This is a genomic window from Mycolicibacterium sp. XJ879 (assembly GCF_053483935.1).
In genome coordinates this window covers 88,284-110,479 of record NZ_JBEFTH010000001.1, presented here as the reverse complement: position 1 = coordinate 110,479, position 22,196 = coordinate 88,284, and the positions used below count along the sequence as shown (strand labels likewise).

General features: G+C 66.7%; 20 protein-coding genes. 6 read left to right on the top strand and 14 right to left on the bottom strand.

Annotated elements, in window-relative coordinates:
* Positions 1-39: 39 nt before the first annotated feature.
* A complete protein-coding gene (gene yczR / locus ABQF13_RS00520) occupies positions 40-1,482 on the top strand; it encodes a MocR-like transcription factor YczR (protein ID WP_448391356.1) in 1,443 nt (480 codons plus the stop codon).
* 81 nt (positions 1,483-1,563) lie between these two features.
* Here yczR and serB read toward each other — a convergent pair whose 3' ends face one another.
* Positions 1,564-2,811 (bottom strand): phosphoserine phosphatase SerB, encoded by a 1,248-nt coding sequence (gene serB / locus ABQF13_RS00515; RefSeq protein ID WP_448390698.1) that lies wholly within the window; start codon positions 2,809-2,811, stop codon positions 1,564-1,566.
* Between the two features lie 67 nt (positions 2,812-2,878).
* The gene (gene ctaD, locus ABQF13_RS00510) at positions 2,879-4,609 is read right to left on the bottom strand and encodes an aa3-type cytochrome oxidase subunit I (protein ID WP_448391355.1); all 1,731 of its coding nucleotides are present in this window, start codon (positions 4,607-4,609) and stop codon (positions 2,879-2,881) included.
* 161 nt (positions 4,610-4,770) lie between these two features.
* On the opposite strand from ctaD, the gene ABQF13_RS00505 reads away from it, so the two are divergent.
* Positions 4,771-5,880, top strand: coding sequence for an iron-siderophore ABC transporter substrate-binding protein (locus tag ABQF13_RS00505; protein ID WP_448390697.1), 1,110 nt, complete (start codon positions 4,771-4,773; stop codon positions 5,878-5,880).
* Here the strand turns inward: ABQF13_RS00505 and ABQF13_RS00500 are convergent, their stop codons facing one another.
* From ABQF13_RS00500 to ABQF13_RS00485, 4 genes are all read right to left on the bottom strand, one after another.
* Complete coding sequence (locus ABQF13_RS00500) at positions 5,881-6,324, bottom strand: hypothetical protein (RefSeq protein ID WP_448390696.1); 444 nt, start codon at positions 6,322-6,324, stop codon at positions 5,881-5,883.
* A 103-nt stretch (positions 6,325-6,427) separates the two neighbouring features.
* Complete coding sequence (locus tag ABQF13_RS00495; protein ID WP_448390695.1) at positions 6,428-7,645, bottom strand: NAD(P)/FAD-dependent oxidoreductase; 1,218 nt, start codon at positions 7,643-7,645, stop codon at positions 6,428-6,430.
* 3 nt (positions 7,646-7,648) lie between these two features.
* Positions 7,649-7,837, bottom strand: a complete 189-nt coding sequence (locus ABQF13_RS00490; protein ID WP_448390694.1) for a ferredoxin — start codon at positions 7,835-7,837, stop codon at positions 7,649-7,651.
* 13 nt (positions 7,838-7,850) lie between these two features.
* Positions 7,851-8,780: a metal-dependent hydrolase gene (locus ABQF13_RS00485; RefSeq protein WP_448390693.1), complete on the bottom strand. Its 930-nt coding sequence runs from the start codon at positions 8,778-8,780 to the stop codon at positions 7,851-7,853.
* 321 nt (positions 8,781-9,101) lie between these two features.
* Between ABQF13_RS00485 and ABQF13_RS00480 the strand changes: the two genes are divergently transcribed.
* Entirely contained in the window at positions 9,102-10,895 is a 1,794-nt protein-coding gene (locus ABQF13_RS00480; protein ID WP_448390692.1) for a thiamine pyrophosphate-requiring protein, read from the top strand.
* Between the two features lie 3 nt (positions 10,896-10,898).
* Here ABQF13_RS00480 and nrdF read toward each other — a convergent pair whose 3' ends face one another.
* The 3 genes from nrdF to ABQF13_RS00465 form a co-directional block, all read right to left on the bottom strand.
* Positions 10,899-11,873 (bottom strand): class 1b ribonucleoside-diphosphate reductase subunit beta, encoded by a 975-nt coding sequence (nrdF, locus tag ABQF13_RS00475; protein ID WP_448390691.1) that lies wholly within the window; start codon positions 11,871-11,873, stop codon positions 10,899-10,901.
* 51 nt (positions 11,874-11,924) lie between these two features.
* On the bottom strand, positions 11,925-13,484 hold the full coding sequence (locus tag ABQF13_RS00470) for a flavin-containing monooxygenase (protein ID WP_448390690.1): 1,560 nt from the start codon (positions 13,482-13,484) through the stop codon (positions 11,925-11,927).
* 161 nt (positions 13,485-13,645) lie between these two features.
* Complete coding sequence (locus tag ABQF13_RS00465; RefSeq protein ID WP_448390689.1) at positions 13,646-14,383, bottom strand: TetR/AcrR family transcriptional regulator; 738 nt, start codon at positions 14,381-14,383, stop codon at positions 13,646-13,648.
* A 162-nt stretch (positions 14,384-14,545) separates the two neighbouring features.
* Here ABQF13_RS00465 and ABQF13_RS00460 point away from each other — a divergent pair, with 162 nt between their 5' ends.
* Positions 14,546-15,727 carry a geranylgeranyl reductase family protein gene (locus tag ABQF13_RS00460; protein WP_448390688.1) on the top strand — a complete coding sequence of 394 codons (1,182 nt, stop codon included), beginning with the start codon at positions 14,546-14,548 and terminating at the stop codon, positions 15,725-15,727.
* Between the two features lie 39 nt (positions 15,728-15,766).
* Positions 15,767-16,204, top strand: coding sequence for a VOC family protein (locus ABQF13_RS00455; RefSeq protein ID WP_448390687.1), 438 nt, complete (start codon positions 15,767-15,769; stop codon positions 16,202-16,204).
* Here the strand turns inward: ABQF13_RS00455 and ABQF13_RS00450 are convergent.
* The 5 genes from ABQF13_RS00450 to ABQF13_RS00430 are packed head-to-tail and all read right to left on the bottom strand — an operon-like array spanning position 16,179 to position 19,617.
* A complete protein-coding gene (locus tag ABQF13_RS00450) occupies positions 16,179-16,847 on the bottom strand; it encodes a helix-turn-helix transcriptional regulator (protein ID WP_448390686.1) in 669 nt (222 codons plus the stop codon). The genes ABQF13_RS00455 and ABQF13_RS00450 overlap by 26 nt on opposite strands.
* Before the next feature lie 12 nt (positions 16,848-16,859).
* The gene (locus ABQF13_RS00445) at positions 16,860-17,663 is read right to left on the bottom strand and encodes a class I SAM-dependent methyltransferase (RefSeq protein WP_448390685.1); all 804 of its coding nucleotides are present in this window, start codon (positions 17,661-17,663) and stop codon (positions 16,860-16,862) included.
* Complete coding sequence (locus ABQF13_RS00440; RefSeq protein ID WP_448391354.1) at positions 17,656-18,411, bottom strand: ABC transporter permease; 756 nt, start codon at positions 18,409-18,411, stop codon at positions 17,656-17,658. The genes ABQF13_RS00445 and ABQF13_RS00440 overlap by 8 nt, the downstream gene beginning before the upstream one ends.
* 29 nt (positions 18,412-18,440) lie before the next feature.
* Positions 18,441-19,133, bottom strand: coding sequence for an ABC transporter ATP-binding protein (locus ABQF13_RS00435; protein ID WP_448390684.1), 693 nt, complete (start codon positions 19,131-19,133; stop codon positions 18,441-18,443).
* Positions 19,134-19,140: 7 nt separating this feature from the next.
* On the bottom strand, positions 19,141-19,617 hold the full coding sequence (locus ABQF13_RS00430) for an MTB12 C-terminal domain-containing protein (RefSeq protein WP_448390683.1): 477 nt from the start codon (positions 19,615-19,617) through the stop codon (positions 19,141-19,143).
* Between the two features lie 166 nt (positions 19,618-19,783).
* Here ABQF13_RS00430 and ABQF13_RS00425 point away from each other — a divergent pair, with 166 nt between their 5' ends.
* Positions 19,784-22,177 (top strand): hypothetical protein, encoded by a 2,394-nt coding sequence (locus ABQF13_RS00425; protein ID WP_448390682.1) that lies wholly within the window; start codon positions 19,784-19,786, stop codon positions 22,175-22,177.
* The last annotated feature ends 19 nt before the right edge of the window (positions 22,178-22,196 follow it).

Sequence of the window (22,196 nt, the reverse complement as noted above, 5' to 3'; positions counted from 1 at the left end):
TTGTCATTCAATAGCCAGTTATCACATACTGGCATGCATATGACAGTCGATCTGCCCGGACGTGCCCTCAGTGTCGGCCTTTTGGCCCGTGAACTGGGGAACTGGCGCACATCCAGCCGCAGCGGACCCGCGTACCGGGCACTGGCCGATGCCATCCGGTTGCTGATCGTCGACGGCCGCCTACCCGTCGGTGCGCAACTGCCCAGTGAACGGGCGCTCGCCGATGCGCTGCGGGTGTCGCGCACCACAGTCACCGCCGCCTACAGCCAGTTGCGCGACGACGGCTATCTCAACGCGCGACGGGGTGCGCGCAGCACCACCGCGTTGCCGGTCGCCCCCGAGGTGCGCGCCGAGGCCGCACCACCGTCGGTGAGCCTGGCCGCCGCGGCGCTGTCCGCGCCCGCCGCCGCCGTCGTCGATGCGTTCGCCCAGGCCACCCACGACGTGATCCCGTACTTGCATGAACCGGGTCACGAACTCGTCGGCGTCACCGCGCTGCGCACAGCCATCGCCGAAAGGTACTGTGAGCGTGGGCTTCCCACCGCCCCCGACGAGGTCATGGTCACCACGGGCGCATTGCACGCGATCGGCCTGATCCTCACCACCTACGTCCAACCCGGCGACCGCGTGCTGGTCGAACAGCCCACGTATCACGGTGCGCTGTCGTCAATCACCGCCGCGGGGGCGCGACCCGTTCCGGTCGCCATGATCGAGGATGGCTGGGACCTCGACGCGTTGGCCGCCTCGCTGCATCAGATGTCGCCGAGCCTGGCCTACCTGATTCCGGACAACCACAACCCGACCGGGTTGACGATGCCCGTGCGGGACCGCAAGCGGTTGGCGGGCATCATCGCCGAAACCCGCACGCGCACCATCATCGACGAGTCGATCCTGGACATGTGGCTGGATCGGCCGCCGCCCGCCCCACTGGGCGCGGAGATGCGCTCACGGCGTGATCTGGTGCTCACGGTCGGGTCGATGTCGAAGTCGTTCTGGGGCGGGCTGCGGGTGGGCTGGATTCGCGCCGAGCGCTCCACGATCGCGACCATCGCGGCGATGCGTCCATCCATCGACATGGGCACCGCGGTTCTCGAACAGTGCGCTGCCGCACGGCTTCTCGTGCGCCACGACGAACTGCTGCCCGAACGCCGGGAAATGCTGCGCGTCCGTCGCGCGCACCTGTTGGGGCTGTTGCGGCATCATCTGCCCGACTGGGAGGCGGGACCGGGCATCGGCGGCATGTCGCTGTGGGTTCAGCTGCCCGCGCCGATGAGCACCGCGCTGTCGGCCGCGGCCTCGCGCCTGGGCCTCGACCTGCCCGCGGGCCCCCGGTTCGGCGTCAATGGCACGCTCGAGCGGTTCGTTCGGGTGCCCTACACGCTGCCCGAGGCTCAGTTGAGTGCGGCTGTCGAGTTGCTGGCCCGTGCATGGCACAGCGTCACCGGGTCGGCGTCCCCCGAGCCGACGACCGTGGTGGTCTAGCTTCCCCGGCGCGAGCAGACGCAAAAGCGTACGAAACGGGCCGAAAAGACAACAGTCTGCGTCTGCTCGCGGCGGAGATAGCTATTCGTCGTCGGGGATTTCGACGCGACGCATCACCCCGTCGCGGGCGTCGGCCGCCTCGATCTCGCTGCGGGTGATGCCGAGAATGAACAGCAGCGTGTCCAGATACGGATAGCTCAACGAGGCGTCGGCGACTTCCTTCAGCGCGGGTTTGGCGTTGAACGCGACACCCAACCCGGCGGCGGCGAGCATGTCGATGTCGTTGGCGCCGTCGCCGACGGCCACCGTCTGTTTCATCGGCACCCCGGCCTGCTGGGCGAAATCGCGCAACGCCTTGGCTTTTCCGGCCCGGTCGATGATCGGCCCGACCACCCGGCCGGTGAGCTTGCCGTCGACGATCTCAAGTTCGTTGGCCGCGACGAAGTCCATCATCAACTCGTGCGCGAGCGGCGCGATCACCTGACGGAAGCCGCCGGACACGATGCCGCAGTGATAGCCAAGGCGGCGCAGCGTGCGCAACGTGGTCCGGGCACCCGGGGTCAACTCGATCTGTTCGCCGACGTCCTCAAGCACCGACGCGGGCAGACCCTCCAGCGTCGCGACGCGACGGTTCAGCGACTCGGTGAAGTCGAGTTCCCCGCGCATCGCGGCCTCGGTGACCTCGGCGACCGCGGCCGCCGCGCCCACGCGCTCGGCCAGCATCTCGATGACCTCGCCCTGGATCAGCGTGGAGTCGACGTCAAAGACGATGAGCCTCTTGGCTCGTCGCGACAGGCTGTAGTCCTCGAGCGCGATGTCGATGCGTTCGTCGACCGCGACGCGGGCCAGCGCCCTCTGCACCTGCCCCACGTCGCCGTCCGCCGGCACCGACACCCGCAGCTCCAAACCCGTTACCGGATAGTCGGACACGCCGCGGATGGTGTCGATGTTGACACCCAGCCCGGCCAGTTCGCGGGCCACCACGCCGAATGCCTCCGCCGTGATCGGCCGCCCCAGCACGACGATGGTGTGCGTCGACGGTGCGCGCAGCACGGGCAGGGTGTCGCTGGGTTCGATGGTCACGTCCAGGCCGACGCCGCGGATCGCGGTCGTCACCTCGTCGCGCAACTGGTGACCGCCGGCGACGTCCGCCGCGGCGGCCACCAACACGCCCAACGTCAACCTGCCGCGGATGACCACCTGTTCGACGTTCAGCAACTCGACCTTGTGCCGGGACAGCACCCCGAACAATGCCGAGGTGACACCCGGTTGATCGCGTCCGGTGACGGTGATCAACAGCGATGAGCGGTTGCGTTTCTTGCCGGTCACGAGCACTCACCGGGAGGCTCGACCGGCGGCCACGCTCTCGGCATGCTCATCGCCGACGCCGTATCCGCTAACTGGATTGGTCGACGAGCGGGCTGTCCGCAGGTACATGGGAACGTCCGATGTGAGCTTCGGCACGCATCCGCTCCACCATATGCGGGTAGTGCAGCTCGAAAGCGGGCCGCTCGGAGCGGATGCGCGGCAGTTCGGTGAAGTTGTGCCGCGGCGGCGGACAGGACGTCGCCCACTCCAGCGAGTTGCCGTAACCCCACGGGTCATCCACCAGAACCGGTTCGCCGTAACGCCAGCTCTTGAAGATGTTCCAGGTGAACGGCAGCACCGACACACCGAGGATGAAGGCGCCAACCGTCGACACCACGTTCAGTGTGGTGAACCCGTCGGTGGGCAGGTAGTCGGCGTAGCGCCGCGGCATGCCCTGGTCGCCGAGCCAGTGCTGCACCAAAAACGTGGTGTGGAAGCCGATGAACGTCAGCCAGAAGTGCAGCTTGCCCAGCCGCTCGTCGAGCATCCGCCCGGTCATCTTCGGGAACCAGAAGTAGATGCCGGCATAGGTAGCGAACACGATGGTGCCGAACAGCACATAGTGGAAGTGCGCAACCACGAAATACGAGTCGGTGACATGGAAGTCCAGCGGCGGGCTGGCCAGCAGCACACCCGTGACGCCGCCGAGCAAGAACGTCAGCAGGAAGCCGACGGAGAACAGCATCGGTGACTCAAACGTCAACTGGCCCTTCCACATCGTGCCGATCCAGTTGAAGAACTTGATACCGGTCGGCACGGCGATCAGGAACGTCATGAACGAGAAGAACGGCAGCAGCACCGCCCCGGTGGCGTACATGTGGTGCGCCCACACCGCGATCGACAGCGCCGCGATACCAATGGTGGCGTAGACCAGCGTGGTGTAGCCGAAGATCGGCTTACGGGAGAACACCGGGAAGATCTCGCTGACTATGCCGAAGAACGGCAACGCGATGATGTACACCTCGGGATGGCCGAAGAACCAGAACAAGTGCTGATACAACAGCACACCGCCGTTGGCTGGGTCGTAGACGTGCGCGCCGAGGTGGCGGTCATAGGCCAGCGCGAACAGCGCAGCCGTAAGCAGCGGGAACGCAATCAACACCAGGATCGACGTGACCAGGATGTTCCAGGTGAACACCGGCATCCGGAACATCGTCATACCGGGGGCGCGCATGCACACCACCGTCGTGATCATGTTGACCGCACCCAGGATGGTGCCCAGACCGGCCACACCCAGGCCGAAGATCCACAGGTCACCACCCGCGCCCGGCGAGTGCATGGCGTTGGACAGCGGGGCGTAGGCGGTCCAGCCAAAATCCGCGGCCCCGCCTGGGGTGATGAACCCTGAAATGGTGATCAACCCGCCGAACAGGAACAGCCAGAACGAGAAGGCGTTGAGCCGCGGGAAGGCCACGTCGGGTGCGCCGATCTGCAGCGGCAGCACCAGGTTGGCGAACCCGAACACGATCGGGGTCGCGTAGAACAGCAACATCACCGTGCCGTGCATGGTGAACAGCTGGTTGAACTGTTCGTTGGACAGGAACTGCAGTCCCGGCGCCGTCAGCTCGGTGCGCATGAACAGCGCCATCAGCCCGCCGATGAAGAAGAAGATGAAGCAAACGACGCAGTACATCATGCCGATCAGCTTGTGATCGGTGGTCGTGATCAGGTTGTAGAGCAGGTTGCCCTTGGGCCCCATCCGCTCGGGAAAAGGGCGGCGAGCTTCGAGCTGTCCGATTGGGGGCGCTTGCGCTACCAACAGGTCCTCCATACGTCTGGTCGGGGCTACACCCCCAGTCATCAACGATGAATCCTAGCTTCCCTAAAAGACGGGGCTCGGGGTGGTCCTACATAACGTCGTACTTCGCCCGTAACGGTGATTGACCAGCGTGGAGCGCCCCGGATGTTACCGTCGGCGACGTGCTGATCAGCAGAGCGCGCATAGGCGTGTGGGCTGCCCGGTCGGCGACGCCGCTCATCACCGCCGCAGCGACGGTGGCGCTGGTCAGCGGGTGCGGTCAGGGCGGCGGCGACGCCCCGGGACCCGAAGCCGGGTCGGTGATCACCAGCACCACAAAGATTGCTGGCGCCGGCGTGCTCGGCAACCAACGCCGCCCTGACGAGTCGTGTGCCCCCGAACCCGCTGCCGTCGACCCGGGGCCGCCGGATCGCCTCGTACGCCACGCGGCAGGCGAGACGGAGGTGCGCGCGGATCCGCAGCGCATCGTGGTGCTCTCCGGCGATCAGCTCGACGCCCTGTGCGCGCTGGGGTTGCAGTCGCGCATCGTGGCCGCGGCGCTGCCGGACGGCTACGCCGAACAGCCGTCCTACCTCGGTTCGGTGATCCACGACGTGCCGGATGTCGGCACGCGCAGCACACCGGATCTGGAGGGCATCCGGGCCGCGGAGCCCGACCTGATCCTGGGATCCGAAGCGCTGACACCCGAGGCGTTCGGTGCGTTATCGCAGATCGCGCCGACGGTGTTCACCGGCGCGCCGGGCCCGGCCTGGCAAGACCACCTGCGCACGGTGGGCGCGGCGACCGGACGAGCCGACGCCGCCGGCGGGCTGATCGAGGGCTTCGAGCGGGCCGCCGAGGAGACCGGAGCCGAAAACGACGCGACCCATTTCCAGGCGTCGGTGGTGCAGTTCACCGACACCACGATGCGGGTCTACGGCGCGAACAACTTCCCGGCCAGCGTGCTGGCCGATGTCGGTGTGGACCGTCCTGCGGCCCAACGGTTTACCGATAAGCCCTACATCGAGATCGGCATCACCGACGCCGACCTGTCGGACTCCCCCGATCTGTCCGCCGCCGACGGCGACATCGTCTACCTCTCGTTCACCACGACCGAAGCCAAGGAGCACGCCACCACCGTGATGGAAAGCGAGGCGTGGAAGAGGTTGTCGGCCAACCGCGATAACCGCGTGTTCGCGGTCAACAACGAGGTGTGGCACACCGGTGAAGGAATCGTCGCCGCGCGCGGCGTGCTGGATGACCTGCGCTGGATCAACGCGCCGATCAACTGATCAGAACTTACGGATGTTGCCCGCGTTGATGTAGATGCCGTGACCGGTGGGCAGGTAGGTGAGCTTGGTGCGCAGCCCCTCCGGTTGCACTGCCCAACCGTTGACCTGATACTCCCCGCCGTCGACGGTCACCGGCGCCGAGACTGGCTCAGGGAGATCGCCTCGGTCCCAATAGAACTGCCCGGTGCCCTGCACGACGGCGAGGTTCAGCCGCTGGTTCCACTTGGATGTCTCGAAGGGCGCCATACCCCAGGGTTGGCCGTTGGTCAACGCGCATACGGCCACCGGCCCTGTCCCGAATGTGGGGTTGTCGGCGCTCAGGTCGCATCGCACCGCACCGGAATCGAGCGTCACCTGGTGCCCGGTGTCGGCCGCCGCGTGCGGCGTCATCATCAGCGCACCCACAAGAGCCGCGACCAGAGCCGTCACTGCCTGCCGAATCATGTCCGTCTCCACCTCCCGTCCGCGCGATCACCTTCAGCCGGGAATATTCTCACGGCGCCGATCACCACAGGCCGGTTTCCCGTGAACTCGTCCGGGCGGGCCGCTAGGCGGACTGCATCTGACAGCGCGGGGGAAAGGCGGCACCGTCGGCGATGACTTCTCGGTACTCGTGCACCCGGTCCGGGATGGTGCCGAGCACCGCGATCGTGCGTCCCTGCTTACCGTATGCGGCAACGAACTGCCGGGCGCCCAAATCACCCTCGACGACCGCGACGGAATCGTATCCTGTTGGCACACCTACTATTTGGAGCTTGACATCGTATTGGTCGGACCAGAAGTACGGGACTGCGTCGTACTCCTGGGCGTCGCCGGGCCCGACCAGCAGATTCCGTGCCGCAGTGATCCCTTGGCGGGAGGCGTGGTCCCAGTGCTCGATCCGCAGATGCTGCTGGTAGAGCGGATGCCACCAGCGCGCGACATCGCCTGCGGCCACGACGCCGGTCACGCCCTGCGCGGCGCCGGTGGCGTCGCACACCACACCGTTGTCGATTTTGATGCCGGAGCCCTGTAGCCAGTCGGTGACCGGCTCGACCCCGAGCCCGATGAGCACCAGGTCGGCCTTGATCTTCGACTTGTCGCTCAGCCGGACAGCCTTCACATGCTCGTCGCCGATGAACCCGTCGACGTCGACGCCGACGCGCACGTCCACGCCGTGCCGGCGATGCAGATCGGTCCAGCAGTTTCCCATCTCCACACCGAGTGCCGCCTGCAGCAGCGATTCGGTTCGGGAAAGCAGAGTGATTTTGTGCTCCAACGAGTTCAGGCTCGCCGCGACCTCGGTGCCGATGAACCCGCCGCCGATCACCACGACGCGGGAGCGCTTGCCGAGTTTGGAGCGAATCGCCAGGCAGTCGTCGACTGTGCGCAGCGCCAGCACGCCGTCGGGCACTGGGCCACCGGGCCAGCGGCGGGCGTCGGCACCGCTGGTGATCACGAGGCCGTCGAACTTTACGGACCGCTCCTGGCCGTCGTCGCGCACCGCGACAGTGCGCGACGCCATGTCGACTCCGACGGCGCTGGCGCCGCGCAGCACCCGCGCGCTGAACTCGTTCTGCGGCGCCATGTCGATACCCGCCCGGTGCACCTCGCCGGTGAGCAGCTTCTTCGATAGCGGCGGCCGGTGGTAGGGCGCGTACCGTTCGGCGCCGATCAGCGTCAGCTCACCGTCGTAGCCCTCGGTCCGCAGTGTTTGCGCCGCCATGGCGCCGGCGACTCCGGCGCCGACGACGGCCACCTTGCGCAGCGAACGATCCGGCGACACGGGTCAGTCCTGCACCGTGATCGCACGGGTGGGACACGACACTTGCGCGCCGACCAGCTTCTGTTGCAGGTCCTCGTCTGGCTGCTCCTGCAGGAGGTGAAGACCGTCCTCGCGGACGTCGAACACCTCGCGGCAGATGCTCATGCAGACCCCGTTGCCGTCGCAGGTGTCGAGGTCGACATAAACCTTCATCCGTCGCTCCTATCTAGCTGTGGGCCGCCTGCACCGCGGCCTTCCGCTCGTGTGCTGAGGCGCGTTCACGGGCGTCCCGCGCCGCCGGCGAGTACGCGAGGTAATCCAGCGCCATCTGGGTGTCGGCCTCGGGACCGGGGTGGTGCCCGCGACGCATGTATCGCAGCGGGACAGCCACCAGGAAGTGCCACGGGTCCGGCAGCAGGTCCTTGCGCGCGGCGCGCCGCCAGTCCCGCCAGCGCCATTTCGTATCGATCGATTCGTCGTGGGCCATGAGATAGCGTGCGCCGGCAATCCACCAACCGACGAACAGCGGCGCGGTCATCATCATGGAAAACGCCCTGATCCAATAGCTCCCGCACACGTTTTGGTAGACGTCGAACACCAGTGAACGGTGCTCGACCTCCTCGGCGCCGTGCCAGCGCAGCAAATCGAGCATCTCCGGGTGCGCGCCCGCGTTCTCCAGGCCCTTGTTCTGCAGGATCCACTGGCCCAGCACCGCGGTGAAGTGTTCGAGGGCCGCCACGTCGGCCAAGCGCCGATACAACCACCACCGTTTCAGCGGGGCCGGGAAGAACCTCGGCGGATCGCCGAGCGTCACCGACAACGTCCGTCCCAGGCGGTCGGTGTAGCCCGCGGTGTCGATGCCCTGTTCGGCCAGCCGGTCCAACACCACCTGGTGCGCCCACGCATGCCAGGACTCCTGCTGGATGAACGGTTTGATAGCGGCTTCCAGTTCGGGATCGTCGACCTGCGACGACGCTTCCAGCACCGCCTTGATGAAGTGGCGCTCCCCCTCGGGCAGCAGCAGGTGCAGGACGTTGACCATGTGCGTGCAGAAGGGGTTGCCCGGTACCCAGTGCACGGGCAGATTCGACCAGTCGAAGCGAACTTTGCGCCGAAACTCCGGATGTCCGTCGTGATGCAATTCCACTTCAGGCATCAGCCACTCCTCGATCGCCGCGTACTTCTTCTGTAGACCGGCAGATCTATCTCTAAACACGGCTGGCCGGCGTGTCTCGCGCACAATCCGGGTCGCCTTCGCTCGACAGCTGAACTGCGTTGTGAGGCACGGTCTTCACAGAATTTGCGCCATCGCAACCATCGGCCAGAAGACACCCTCAGCTGGTTCCCAGCCGGTGCACAGAAATCCTCGGGTATGGGCCAGCGCCGAAGGGGTACGAGATGAGCGAGGGTGACCCGGCCCGTCGCGCGCGTGGCGCGCAGCGGTCGATGAAATACGCCCGAATCGAAGGGAGACTTCATGGCCAACCAGAATGTCGCCGATTTCCTGCTCGACCGGTTGCGCGCGTGGAACGTCGAGCACGTCTTCGGCTACCCCGGCGACGGGATCAATGGGATTTTGGCGGCGTTCGGCCGCGCCGACAACAACCCGCGGTTCATCCAGTCCCGACATGAGGAGATGAGCGCGTTCGAGGCCGTCGGCTACGCGAAGTTCGGCCACAAGGTCGGCGTCTGCATGGCGACGTCGGGGCCGGGCGCCATCCATCTGCTCAACGGGCTCTACGACGCGAAACTCGACCATGTTCCCGTCGTCGCCATCGTCGGTCAGACCGACCGCACCGCGATCGGTGGCTCCTATCAGCAGGAGGTCGACCTGCTCAGCCTCTACAAGGACGTCGCCAGCGACTACGTCCAGATGGTGACGGTGCCCGAACAGTTGCCCAACGTGTTGGACCGCGCGATCCGCGTCGCACTCAGCGAGCAGGCGCCCACCGCGGTGATCATTCCCGGCGACGTGCAGGAACTCGAGTACTCGCCGCCGACGCACAAGTTCAAGATGGTGCCGTCGAGCCTCGGTATCGAGTGGCCGATGCCGGCGCCCGACGATGCGGCGATCGCGCGTGCGGCCGAAGTGCTCAACGCGGGTGAGAAGGTGGCGATCCTGGTCGGCGCGGGTGCGCGCGGAGCGCACGAGGAGGTCGCGGCGGTGGCCGACTTGCTGGGCGCGGGCGCGGCGAAGGCGTTGCTGGGTAAGGACGTGCTCTCCGACGAATTGCCTTGGGTCACAGGCGCAATCGGGCTGCTGGGCACTCGGCCGTCCTATGAGTTGATGCGCGACTGCGACACGCTGCTGACCATCGGTTCAAGCTTCCCCTATTCGCAGTTCCTGCCGGCGTTCGACCAGGCCCGCGCCGTGCAGATCGACATCGACCCCAAGCTGATCGGCATGCGGTACCCGTATGAGGTCAATGTGGTGGCCGACGCCAAGGCCGCGTTGCGCGCGCTGATCCCGCATCTGGAGCGCAAACAGGACCGGTCGTGGCGGGAAACGGTCGAGTCGACGGTGGCGCGGTGGTGGGAGACCATGCACAAGGAGGCCATGGTCTCCACGGACGCGATCAACCCGTTGCGGCTTTTCGCCGAGTTGTCCCCGCAGCTTCCCGGCAACGCGATCGTCACCGCAGACTCCGGCTCCGCGGCCAACTGGTATGCGCGGATGTTGCGTTTCCGCGACGACATCCGCGGGTCGTTGTCGGGCACGCTCGCGACGATGGGGCCCGGGGTGCCCTACGGCATCGGTGCCAAATTCGCCGAACCCGGACGGCCCGTCATCGTGTTCGAGGGCGACGGCGCCATGCAGATGAACGGGTTGGCCGAACTGATCACGGTCAAGCGGTACTGGCAGGAGTGGGGCGATCCCCGGCTGATCGTCGCGATCCTGCACAACAACGACCTGAACCAGGTGACGTGGGAAATGCGCGCGATGGCCGGTGCGCCCAAGTTCGTTGAGTCCCAGTCGCTTCCGGATGTCGACTACGCCGCATTCGCGGCCGGCCTCGGGTTGAACGCGATGGTGATCAAAGACCCCGAAGAACTACCCGATGCCTGGCGCGATGCGTTGTCCGCGGACCGGCCGACGGTTCTCGACGTGTTCACCGACCCGGACATGCCGCCGATTCCGCCGCACGCGGAGTGGGATCAAGCCAAGGCGGCCGCCACGGCGGTGCTGAAGGGTGACGAAGACCGCTGGGGTTTCATCGTGACCGGCCTCAAGACCAAGGCGCAGGAGTTCATGCCGCACAAGAACGGCTGAACCTTAAAAGTCCCAGTCCTCGTCTTCGGTGTTGACCGCCTTGCCGATCACGTAGCTGGACCCCGAGCCCGAGAAGAAGTCGTGGTTCTCATCGGCGTTGGGGCTCAGCGCCGACAGGATCGCCGGGTTGACGTCGGTCTCGTCGCGCGGGAACAGCGCCTCGTAGCCGAGGTTCATCAGCGCCTTGTTGGCGTTGTAGCGCAAGAACTTCTTGACGTCCTCGGTCAAGCCGACCTCGTCGTAGAGGTCCTGGGTGTACTCGACCTCGTTGTCGTAGAGCTCGAACAGCAACTCGTAGGTGTAGTCCTTGAGCTCCTGCTGCTTGGCGGCGTCCTCGGCGGCCAGACCACGCTGGTACTTGTAGCCGATGTAGTAGCCGTGCACGGCCTCGTCGCGGATAATCAGCCGGATCATGTCGGCGGTGTTGGTCAGCTTGGCGCGGCTGGACCAGTACATCGGCAGATAGAAGCCCGAGTAGAACAGGAAGCTCTCCAGCAGCGTGGAGGCCACCTTGCGCTTGAGCGGCTCGTCACCCTTGTAGTACTGCATGACGATCTCGGCCTTGCGCTGCAGGTTCGGGTTCTCCTCCGACCAGCGGAACGCATCGTCGATCTCAGCCGTCGAGCACAGCGTGGAGAAGATGTTGCTGTAGCTCTTGGCGTGCACCGACTCCATGAACGCGATGTTGGTGTAGACCGCTTCCTCGTGCGGGGTCATCGCGTCGGCGATCAGGCTGACCGCGCCTACGGTGCCCTGGATCGTGTCCAGCAGCGTCAGACCGGTGAACACCCGCATGGTGAGTTGCTTTTCGGGGGGCGTCAGCGTGTTCCACGACGGGATGTCGTTGGACACCGGCACCTTTTCCGGCAGCCAGAAGTTACCGGTCAGCCGGTGCCAGACCTCGGCATCCTTCTCATCTTGCACTCGGTTCCAGTTGATCGCCGAGACCCGATCGATCAGCTTCACGCCTTCGCTCACAGCACCCACCTAGCAACGTTGGAAACCCGTTAGAAATCTATGCCCCGGACACTACCCCTGGGGGGCGATAACGTTTGGGACCGCGACATCTTGTGTTGGCGTGTCGCGCGGCCGGTCCAAGAAGCGGTACTCCGACGGGTCGAATCGGCGGGTGGCCAGCCAGTATTGCCACGTCATCCCGCTCCACAGCGTCCGGTTGACGCCGTGCTCGTCGAGATACCAGCTGCTGCAACCGCCGGTGCTCCACACCGTGTCCGCCAGCTCGTCCTGCAGCTTGTCGTTGTAGCGGTCCTGCGCTTCGCGGGTCGGCGCCAACGCCTGCGCGCCGGCCCGGTCGACGGCGGCGATGGCCTGGGCGGCGTACCGGATCTGCGACTCGATCATGAACACCACCGAGTTATGCCCCAGCGCAGTGTTCGGGCCGAGCAGGAAAAACACGTTGGGCATGTCGGCGACCGTGATGCCGCGCAGCGCCGCGATGCCCTCCCTAGTCCACCGGTCCACCAGGTCCTCGCCGCCAGGACCCTTGATGTTGACGTAGGTGTACGAGTCGGTCACATGAAAGCCGGTGCCGAAGACGACGACGTCAGCTTCCCTTTCGGTGCCGTCGGCCGTGGCGATGCCCCGTGGCGTGAACCGCGCGATACCGTCGGTGATCACCTCGGTCTTCGGGTTGGCGATACCGCGGTAATAGGTGTCAGAGTTGAGGATCCGCTTACAGCCGGCCCGGTAGTCCGGAGTCAGTTTGCGGCGCAACTCAGGGTCCTTGATCGACCGGTTGATGTTCCATTTACCCAGCAGCTCACCAATTTTCAGCAGCCGGGGCTGGCGCGTCATCGCGAAACCGACGGCTTCGTGGCCCCAGTAGATGGCCGCGCGCAGCAGTTGGCGGGTGCCCGGAACCTTGGTGAACATCCGCTGCATCCACTCCGGGATGGGGTTGTTCGGGCGCGGCATCACCCACGCCGGGGTGCGCTGATACAGCTGCAGCGCGGCAACATCTTTGACGATCTCGGGCACGATCTGGATCGCGCTGGCGCCGGTGCCGATCACCGCGACGCGTTTACCGGTGAGGTCGACGCTGTGGTCCCACTCCGCGGAATGAAAAGCCGCACCTTGGTATTCGTCGAGTCCCTCGAAGTCGGGGATCATCGGGATGTGCAATCCGCCGGCACCGGACACCACGAACTGCGCGACGTACTCCCGGCCGTCCTTGGTGAACACATGCCAGCGCATTTCCGCGTCGTCCCAGTGTGCGCGGTCGACGTGTTGGTTGAATCGGATATGCCGACGCAGCCCGTACTTATCGGCCACTCCCTTGAGGTAGTCGAAGATCTCGGGCTGGTAGGACCACATGTGGTTCCAGTCGGGCTTGGGCTCAAACGAGAACGAGTACATGTGCGACGGGATGTCACACGCGCATCCCGGATAGGTGTTGTCGCGCCAGGTGCCCCCGATCTCGTCGGCCTTCTCCAGGATCAGGAACTCCACACCTTGCTTCTGCAGTTCGATGCCCATCCCCAGACCGGAGAATCCGGTACCGATGATCAACGTGCGGGTGTGCACGGGTTTAGCGGCCGTTGTCTGGTCCGCCTGCTCGGCCACCGTCATCATTGACCTCTTTCCTGGGAACGCCGGTACCGGGTACTTACCTCAAGTTTCCGGGCCGCGGGCCCGGGTGTCAATCGTCGAGGGCGGGTCGAGAGTGGGATTGACGCACGCTCCAGCGGCCAGAGGCGTGCGGGTAACCCACGTTCGGCGGGAGGGGTGAGTCAGGCGACGGGTTGCTGGCGCACCGCAGTGTGCAGCGGCTCGTTGACGTCGATTTTGACGCCGAGCAACTCCGCGGTGCCGTTGATCGCGCCCATCATGATCGTCGTCATGTGCGCGATGAACTCATCGGCGGGCATGCGACGCGGGCTGGCGTCGTCGGCACCCAGCCACCAGTCGGTCGCCGAGGCCGCGGTTCCGAAGATCGCGAACGCCGCCAACTCGAACGCGGCCGGGTCCAGGGCCATCTCCTCGAGCTCGCTGCTGATGATGTCGGCGACAGCCAGCGTGATGTCGCGGCCCTTGTTGACGGTCGTCATCGCGGCCGCGGACTGGTCGGCGAAGCGGCCCTGCAGCAGAAACCGCACGACGTTGGGGTGCTGGTCGACCAGTTCGACGTAGTGCTGCACACCGCGGCCGACGATCTCGCGGGCGGAGTCGGTCTCCACGTTGATCGACGGGATGATCGCCGCCCACAACATGTCGCGCATCCGCTCGCCGATCTGGGCGAACATGTCGGACTTGTCGACGAAATGGCGGTAGATCTTGGGCTTGGCCGTCCCGGCCTCCTCGGCGATCTCCCGCACGCTCACATTGGGTCCGAGGCGGTCGATGGCGCGGAACGCGGCGTCGACGATCTCGGCTCGCACCTTTTTGCGGTGCTCACGCCAGCGTTCGCTGCGGGCGTCGACCTTGACACCCGCTTCGCCGGCCGCGCGCGGCCTCGCCCCTCGTCGCACCCGATCACTGTACCGCTCGCACCGGCTGACCTGCTCAGACCATGCCGGGGACGACCACGAAACGGCACCGGTGCAGCGGCGTAGCGCCCCGGTCCTCCGCCGAGAAGGACGGCGCCGACGCGGGTAATATCGCGGCGACAACCGATCGACGAGACGAGATTCATGACGCAGCGATACGACCTGGTCATTGCCGGTGGCGGGCCGTCGGGCTCGGCGGCGGCGTGGCAGGCCGCGCAGACCGGCGCGAAGGTAGTGGTCTTGGACAAGGCCGAGTTTCCCCGCGACAAGCCGTGCGGCGACGGCCTGACCGCCCGCGCGGTCAGCTACCTGCAGAAAATGGGTCTGGCCGACGAGGTCGCCACCTTTCATCGCGTCAACCGCGTCACGGTGTTCAGCCCCAGCCAGTGGGAGCTGTCGTTTCCCCGGCGTCCCGGCATGCCCGACCACGGTCACACCGTGAGCCGCACACACCTGGACACGGTGCTGCTCAAACACGCCGAATCTGCCGGCGCCGAGGTGCGCCAGGGCGCAGAGGTGAGCGCCCCGATCGTGGAGAACGGACGGGTGGTCGGCGTCACGCTCAAGAGCGGCGAGAAGGTCTACGGCGACGCGGTGATCGCCGCCGATGGCGCCTACTCCCCGATCAAGCGGGCGCTGAAGATCGATTCGGAGTACAACGGCTATTCGGCGATCGCGATCCGCTCGGAGATGCCCGCCAACCGGCCCGACTCCGACAGCCTCGACATCTACCTGAAGCTGGCCTTCGAAGGTGACCAGTTGCCGGGCTACGGCTGGGTGTTCCCGATGGGTAACGGCGTGTTCAACATCGGGCTCGGTTATGTCAACAGCTACAAGAACTGGCAGTCGATCAACGCGACGAAGTTCCTCGGCGAGTTCCTGCGCACGCTGCCGCCGGAGTGGGAACTGCCGCCGATCGAGGAACTCAAGAAGAACAAGAGCGTGCGCGCCTGGCGGCTGCCCATGGGCTTCACCGCCTGGCCGCCGTGGCGTCCCGGGGTGCTGTTCACCGGGGATTCGCTGGGCGCGGGCAAGCCGGCCTCGGGTGCCGGTATCTCCAAGGCGCTCGAATCCGGTTTGGCCGCAGGCGAATGCGCGATCGCCGCGCTGACCAACAGCGGGCCTGACGACTTCACCAACTATGCGCAGCGGATGGAAGCGGCGTGGGGCCGGGAGTACCGGCGGGGCCGCTACTTCCACAAGATGCTGGGCTACCCGAAGGTCGCCAACGCCGGTATCAAGCTCATCGACAACGTCGCGTTCCGTGACCGGATGCTCAAGGCGCTCTACAAGAAGGCCCAGGGCCCGCAGCACACCGTCAAGTAGCCCCACGACTTGTCACCGGCCGCGCGTAACGTGCCCGGTGTGGAACAACGCATCAGCCTGATCACGCTCGGAGTCGACAATCTGGCGCGGGCCCGCCGCTTCTACGAAGAGGGCCTGGGGTGGACGCCCACCCAGTCGGCCGAGGGTGTGGTCTTCTACCAGTTGCCGGGTGTCGCGCTGGCTCTGTTCGGTCGCGACGACCTCGCCGAAGACGCCCACCATCGCATCGACGGCAGGTTCAGCGGTATCACGATCGCGATCAACCAGCGCACCGAGGCCGATGTCGACGCGGTGCTCGCTCAGGCGCAGGCTGCCGGAGGCACCATCCTCAAACCAGCCGAAAAGGTGTTCTGGGGCGGGTATTCCGGCTACTTCGCCGACCTCGACGGGCACGTCTGGGAGGCCGCCGTCAACCCGCAGTGGACCATCAACGACGACGGCACGTTGACCATCACCCCGGGCGAAGCACCAGGCTGACCTCGCACGAACCCGCGTGAGGATCCGGGGTGACGGCCACACGGTAGCGCTCGCCGATCACCTCTGCGTTGCACTCGATGACCTCCTGGATCAAGCCCTGTTGGATACCGCGCACCACCTCTGGTGCCGTCACGGCGACCTCGGCCAGCGGGCAGGTACAGATCTGCACCGTCAATTCGCCGAACGAGTCAAGCACCGAACGCACCTGAAACCCCAACTCCCCCAGCGTCGCAACCACCAGCTCGACCACCGTCGTCTCCTCCCACCTGCGCGCCACCCGCACCCGATGCGCGAGATCCGCACCGATCTGCAGCGCGCGCTGTTCGCGTTCCTCGGCCGTACCGCCGAGGTGTGCGGCGAACAGCGAGACAATGTCGGCGTAGTCAAGCCGGGGGGCCAGTTCATAGGTGAGCCGCGGCCGCCCGGCGCGTCCGCCCTTGACTTCGCCGCGCCGGACGACGCCCTGAGACTCCAAGGCGGTCAGGTGAAACCGGGCGGTGGTGACGTGAATGCGTAGTTCCTCGGCGATGTGGCGCACATCCACCGGTCCGGGCGCGGACCGCAGCAGGCCCAGAACCCGCTGTCGCTGTTGGCCTGCCGCGCGCAGCGAGGGTGCACCGATTCCGTGGTGCTGCACTGCCATCACGTCAGTCTCTCACCGTGTCGGCACGACGCCGACCACCGATACCGCGGTCAACGAGTCCCGGTACTTCTGGAAGGTGCGACGCATTCCGAGGACCCGACGGCGAGCCGCCGGCCTCCGGATCAGGTTGCCGACGATTCGCAACGCGCCGAGCGGGCCTTCGTCCGCAAGCACCCGGGTCGGGTTGAGCAGCGCCATCGGGGCGTAGTCGACGGTGACGTCGGTGAACCCGGCATCGGTGAGCAGTCGCACCCACTCCCCCGCGGTGAGCGGGCGGGCGTTGACCTTGATCGCGCGCGACATGCCGCGCCGGATCTCGTCCTTGGCCTCCTGTGCGATGGTGTCCGGTTGAAGACCGAGTTCGTGGATCGCGTACCGGCCGCCGGGGCGCAGCACCCGGAACGCCTCGTCGACGATCGCCCTCTTGGCCTTGTCGCCCTGCATGGTCAGCATGGCCTCGCCGATCACCACATCGGCGCTGGCGTCCGGCAGCCCGGTCTCCGAGGCATCGGCGACCACCACCGTGCCGTCGACCGGCGCGACCACCTCGCGCACCGATTCGGTGGCTGCCGCGGTGTCGTCCACGCCGACGTAGGACCGCGGCTCGAGGGCGACGATGTCGCGCGCGGTGCGCCCCAGCCCGGGGCCGAGTTCGACGACGTCAACGCCGCCGACTCGCGCCGCGGCCAGCATCCGCGTCGTCAGTTCCAAGCCGCCGGGGCGCAACACCCGCTTGCCCAGGCGCGCGAGCAGCCAGTGCCCCGGTAGATCGGCGTCGGACCGCTGGGCGAGCGGAAGCGTTTGCCTGTCAGTCATTTCGGATTGTCCTTTCGACGGCGGCGATCACGAAGATCGCCGTGAACACAGCGCATGCATACAGCAGCGCGATGGTCTGGCCCCACGGCGGGGTGAGCACGCTGTCCTGGCCCGTCCCGTACACCGCGTTGAGCAGCGGCATGAACCGTTGCAGCGAGGCCCCGCTGGGCAGGTACGCCGCGGCGGATTCAAACGCGTAGGCCCACAGCAGGATCGCGCCCACCGCACCGATCGGTGAGCGGATGAGCCCACCGACGCCCACCCCGGCGCCCGCCGCGAAAAACGCCAGCAAAGGCACTGTCCACAACAGCCGTGTCCCGACCGGATCGGTGACCGACACCTTCCCGTACACCAGCGGTGAGATAAGCGGCAACAGCGTCAGCACCACGACCAGGGTCACCGCGGCGGCGGCCGCGGCCACCGCTCCGTAGAACAGCCAGCGCCCGACCAGCACCGGCCAGGCCGGTCGTATCGCGAGCCGAACGTATTGCCCTGTGCGGTACCGGTTCTCCGTCGCCTGCCCGTCGGCACCGGCGACAGCGGCCAGCACAACGGTGATGGTGATCACCCAGTAGGCCGCGTTCGAGGTCGACACCTGCAACACCGAGATCTGTCCGGGGATGCGCGCGAACGACTCGGCCACCGCGGCGATGCCGAAGGTGATCGCCATCGGTATCGCCGCGGCCGCAGGCATCACGACGGCCCACAGCCGGCTGCGTCCGCCGGTGCGGATGTACTCCGCCCGCATGCTGCGCCTGACCAGGGTGGGCGCGGTGCTCACGCGCACTCCAGCAAGGTGGCCTCCAGCCATTCCCGGATGTCGGCATCGACGGGAGCCAGTTGCTGCAGCTCGCCGACCGCCCGTAACCGTCCGTCGACCAGCAACGCGATCCGATCCGCGGTCAGCGTCACCTCGCCGAGCAGATGCGTGGCCACCACCACCGCGCATCCCGCATCGGCGAGGCGGCGCAGAAGCCCCCGGAACCAGACGATGCCGGGCACGTCCAGACCGTTGAGGGGCTCGTCGAACAACAGCGCCCGCGGCTCACCGAGCAGTGCGGAGCCGATCGCCAGCCGCTGCCGCGCCCCCAGCGACAAGGCGCCGATGCGTTCGCAGCGTTGGTCCTGCAGACCCACCTCCGCCAGCGCGTGCTCGACGCGGGCCGTCTGCACCCCGGACAACGCGGCCAACCAGGACAGGTGACGCAGCACGGTGTGGCGGGGGTCCATCGCTTCGGGACCGAGGTGTACCCCCAGCAGACCCGGCTCGTCGCGGCGGTGTCGACCGCATACGACGACCGAGCCGGCATCGGGCCGGTCCAGACCGGCGATCAGACGCAGCAGCGTCGTCTTGCCCGCGCCGTTGAGGCCGAGCAGGGCGGTGACGGTACCCGCGGGAAAATCGGCTCCGACATTGTCGATGGCGCGCCGGCCACCGAAAGCCTTTGCCAATCCCTGGGTTTGGATCATCGCTCGGTCACTCGAAGTTGCACGGGATCGGCAGGCCCAGCGTCTTGATCCCGTTGCACAGGGACTTGCTCGCGAGCTTCCAACGGCCGTCGATGCGTCGCCACTCGGCGGGTACCTGGATCGTCGGGGCGCCCTGCCTGCTGGCGTTGATGACGGCGGTGTGGCGATCACCCTCGTGCGTCTCCGGGCCGGTCACCACGCTCGATCCCCGCGGCGGGCGGAAGAACCCAACGCGGTAGACCATCTTCGGCACCACCACAGCGCGGTCGCCGCCTTCGAGCTGGGCGGCCTTGACCCAGTCCGGCGCCGGCGTGGCCACCAGCAGCCTGATCTGGGCATCGAGCTCGGCCAGCGACGGCACCTCGGAGGTGATCGCGTAATCCTGGTCGAAACCCGGTTGAGCATTTGCCACCGGGACAACACCCGCCAGGACCGTGGCGGCGGCGAGCGCCGACACCACCGTGACGCGGAGACCTTTCAACATCCACCGGCTCCCATTTAGAGGACATCTTTGCGGCTAATGTAAGGCGTGGTATTCAATTAGGCAAGGCTTACCTGTTCGATTAAGGTGCGCGCCCGCTCGTCGCAATCTCCAGCGTCCGCGGCGGGCTCGGGCGACACTTACCCAAGGTCCGGAGGGGGAGGTCGCATTGCGCAGCACCGTCGCCGTCGCCGCCGTACGCGCCGTGGCGGTGGTCGTGTCGCTGCTGCTCGGCTATCTCGTCGCGCTGGCACTGGATCCGCAGCTCAGAAACCGGGCACCGGCGTCGCTGCAGTGGTTCGGGGAACCGGGGTCGGTGCCGACGATCGCCATCGCGGTGACGGCGCTGGTGGTGCTCGGAGTTCTGCTCGTCCGTTCGCAGGGGGTGCGACGCCCCGGCGCTCCGGTGGCGATCGTGGCTGGGCTGGCGCTGATCAGCACCGCACTGGGGCTGGCGTCGTACTGGGACTGCCACGACGACGCGCATCCCCGCTTTTTCCGGCCCCTGATGTTCACCGCTTACGTGGTCAAGGGCGGCACGGCCGATCAATCGCTGAGCGGCCAGACCTGCCCCTCGCCCACCCCGGTGGCGCTGGAGATCGCGCGGCTGTCGGCCCTGGCGGCGATCTTCCTCAGCGTCGTCGGCGTGGCGGCGGCGCTGTTTCGGTCGCGAGCGGACCGGCTTCGCGTGCATTTCGCCCGGTCGGTCACCGCGGTGGTGGACGTCGACGATGACACGCTGTCGATGGTCAGCGCCATCGCGCGGACGATGGAGGGACGTAGCACCCTGGTGTTGATCACCACCAGCCTTGACCATCCCTGCGTGCCCGAGGTCCGCAACCACGGCGCACGGGTCATCGCGGTGGACTTCGACCGGCCGGAGACCCTGCGGGCGTTGTCCCTGTGGCGCAAACTCGACCGGCTGTATCTACTCTCGTCCGATCCGTCGAGTAATCTGTTGCGGCTGAAGGTCATTGCGGATCGGCTGGCCGCGACCAGCCGAAAACAGCGTCTGCCGTTGATCGTTCGCATCGATGACCCGTGGCAGGCCGAGGCGTGGCGGGCAAAGCATTTCGGCGGTTCGGACACCCGGTGGGCCGCCGACGCCGTCGGCAAGTACGAGGTCACCGCACGGCGGTTGCTGGACAGGATCATCTCAACCGACGGGGTCGGGCGGATCCTGATCTGTGGTACGTCCCCGCTGACGCTGGCGTTGTGCTCGAACATGGCGCAGCGCCAGTTGGAGCGTGACTATTACGCCGCTCCGGACGCCAAGGCGCTGCCTCGCCTGGTCCTCGTCGCCGAGAACGCCGAGGAGTACCAGCAGGATTTCGCGCTGTCGCGGCGGCGGCTGGGTTTGTCGACACGCAGCATGCGGGTCAAGGCGGTAACCGAGACGGCATCGGTGCCGCTGCTGGCGTCGTTGCTCGCCGACGACGCCGACGGCACCGCAGTGGTTTTCGTCGACCGCGACAGTTCCACCGCCTCGTCTGTCGACACCACGACCGGCACCCGGCTGGCCGCCCGGTTTCCCACCACACCGATCTACGCGTGGGATGCGACTGCCCGGGTCACCGAAGATCGGCTGTCGCTGGTCGGCAGGTTGCGGACCTACCGGCTGAGCATGGACCTGCCCGATGGTCAGGCACAAGACGCGTGGGAGCGCGCTGCCCGGCTGATCCACGATCGCTACGCCGCCGAGGCCGGCCATCGCAGCGCCGCGAGCCGGCCGTGGGCCGAGCTCGACGAGTTCTACCGCGGGTCCAATCGACGTCAGGTCCGCAACGCCCTGTGGATGGTCGAGCAGATCGGCGGGCACACCTGGAACGCGTGGAACGACACGACCGATGAGGTCGAAGCGCCCAACCTTCGCGGTTTGCAGCCACTCGAACAGTTGCGGCTGTTGGGTTTTGAGCGCGACAAGGCGATCGCCATGGCACGCGCCGAACACGAGGACTGGTGCCGCTATTACCGTGCCGCGGGCTGGCGCTACGGCCCGCAGCGTGACGATGTCCGCAAAATCCACGACAAACTGGTGGATTGGTCGCGCATCGAAGCGGATCCGGATCTGCTGAAGGCGGCGCTGGCCAGCCTGGCCGCCACCCTGTCGAAGCTGCGGGAGCTCGGCTACCGGTCCCGTCCGCCGCGAAATGACAATAGATGGAAGCACTTTCGCCGCACCGGCCAGGTAGTCGCCGAACAGCGCGACAGCGCGTGGACCTGGACGACGGGCTCGGGGGAAATCATGCGCGCCGAGGCGGGCGACTGGGCCGTGCGCGACGCCGAAGGCGGCGATTGGTGGTCGGTGCGCGACGACATCTTCCGCGACACCTACCAGCACATCGGCGGCGACCGGTGGCAGCGGCGCGGTGTCGTCAAGGCCAGGCGAGCCGAAGACGGCGAAACCGTCACCACACTCGAAGGTCCCGCGCGCGCCGCCTACGGTGACTGGGTGGTGCAGGGCGAGCAGGGCGAACAGTGGGTGATGCCCGGCGAGCAGTTCACCCGGCGATATGACGGACCACTCACCGAAACAACGGTCGGCGTGGGATTCTCACACTGACACCATCGAAGGGCCACAC

Coding starts and splice junctions, on each gene's coding strand:
- ABQF13_RS00430 (WP_448390683.1), bottom strand. CDS start 19,617: ATGTTGAAAGGTCTCCGCGTCACGGTGGTGTCGGCGCTCGCCGCCGCC.
- ABQF13_RS00480 (WP_448390692.1), top strand. CDS start 9,102: ATGGCCAACCAGAATGTCGCCGATTTCCTGCTCGACCGGTTGCGCGCG.
- ABQF13_RS00500 (WP_448390696.1), bottom strand. CDS start 6,324: ATGATTCGGCAGGCAGTGACGGCTCTGGTCGCGGCTCTTGTGGGTGCG.
- ABQF13_RS00460 (WP_448390688.1), top strand. CDS start 14,546: ATGACGCAGCGATACGACCTGGTCATTGCCGGTGGCGGGCCGTCGGGC.
- ABQF13_RS00440 (WP_448391354.1), bottom strand. CDS start 18,411: ATGCGGGCGGAGTACATCCGCACCGGCGGACGCAGCCGGCTGTGGGCC.
- ABQF13_RS00485 (WP_448390693.1), bottom strand. CDS start 8,780: ATGCCTGAAGTGGAATTGCATCACGACGGACATCCGGAGTTTCGGCGC.
- ABQF13_RS00450 (WP_448390686.1), bottom strand. CDS start 16,847: ATGGCAGTGCAGCACCACGGAATCGGTGCACCCTCGCTGCGCGCGGCA.
- ABQF13_RS00435 (WP_448390684.1), bottom strand. CDS start 19,133: ATGATCCAAACCCAGGGATTGGCAAAGGCTTTCGGTGGCCGGCGCGCC.
- yczR (WP_448391356.1), top strand. CDS start 40: ATGACAGTCGATCTGCCCGGACGTGCCCTCAGTGTCGGCCTTTTGGCC.
- ABQF13_RS00470 (WP_448390690.1), bottom strand. CDS start 13,484: ATGACGGTGGCCGAGCAGGCGGACCAGACAACGGCCGCTAAACCCGTG.
- ABQF13_RS00445 (WP_448390685.1), bottom strand. CDS start 17,663: ATGACTGACAGGCAAACGCTTCCGCTCGCCCAGCGGTCCGACGCCGAT.
- ABQF13_RS00490 (WP_448390694.1), bottom strand. CDS start 7,837: ATGAAGGTTTATGTCGACCTCGACACCTGCGACGGCAACGGGGTCTGC.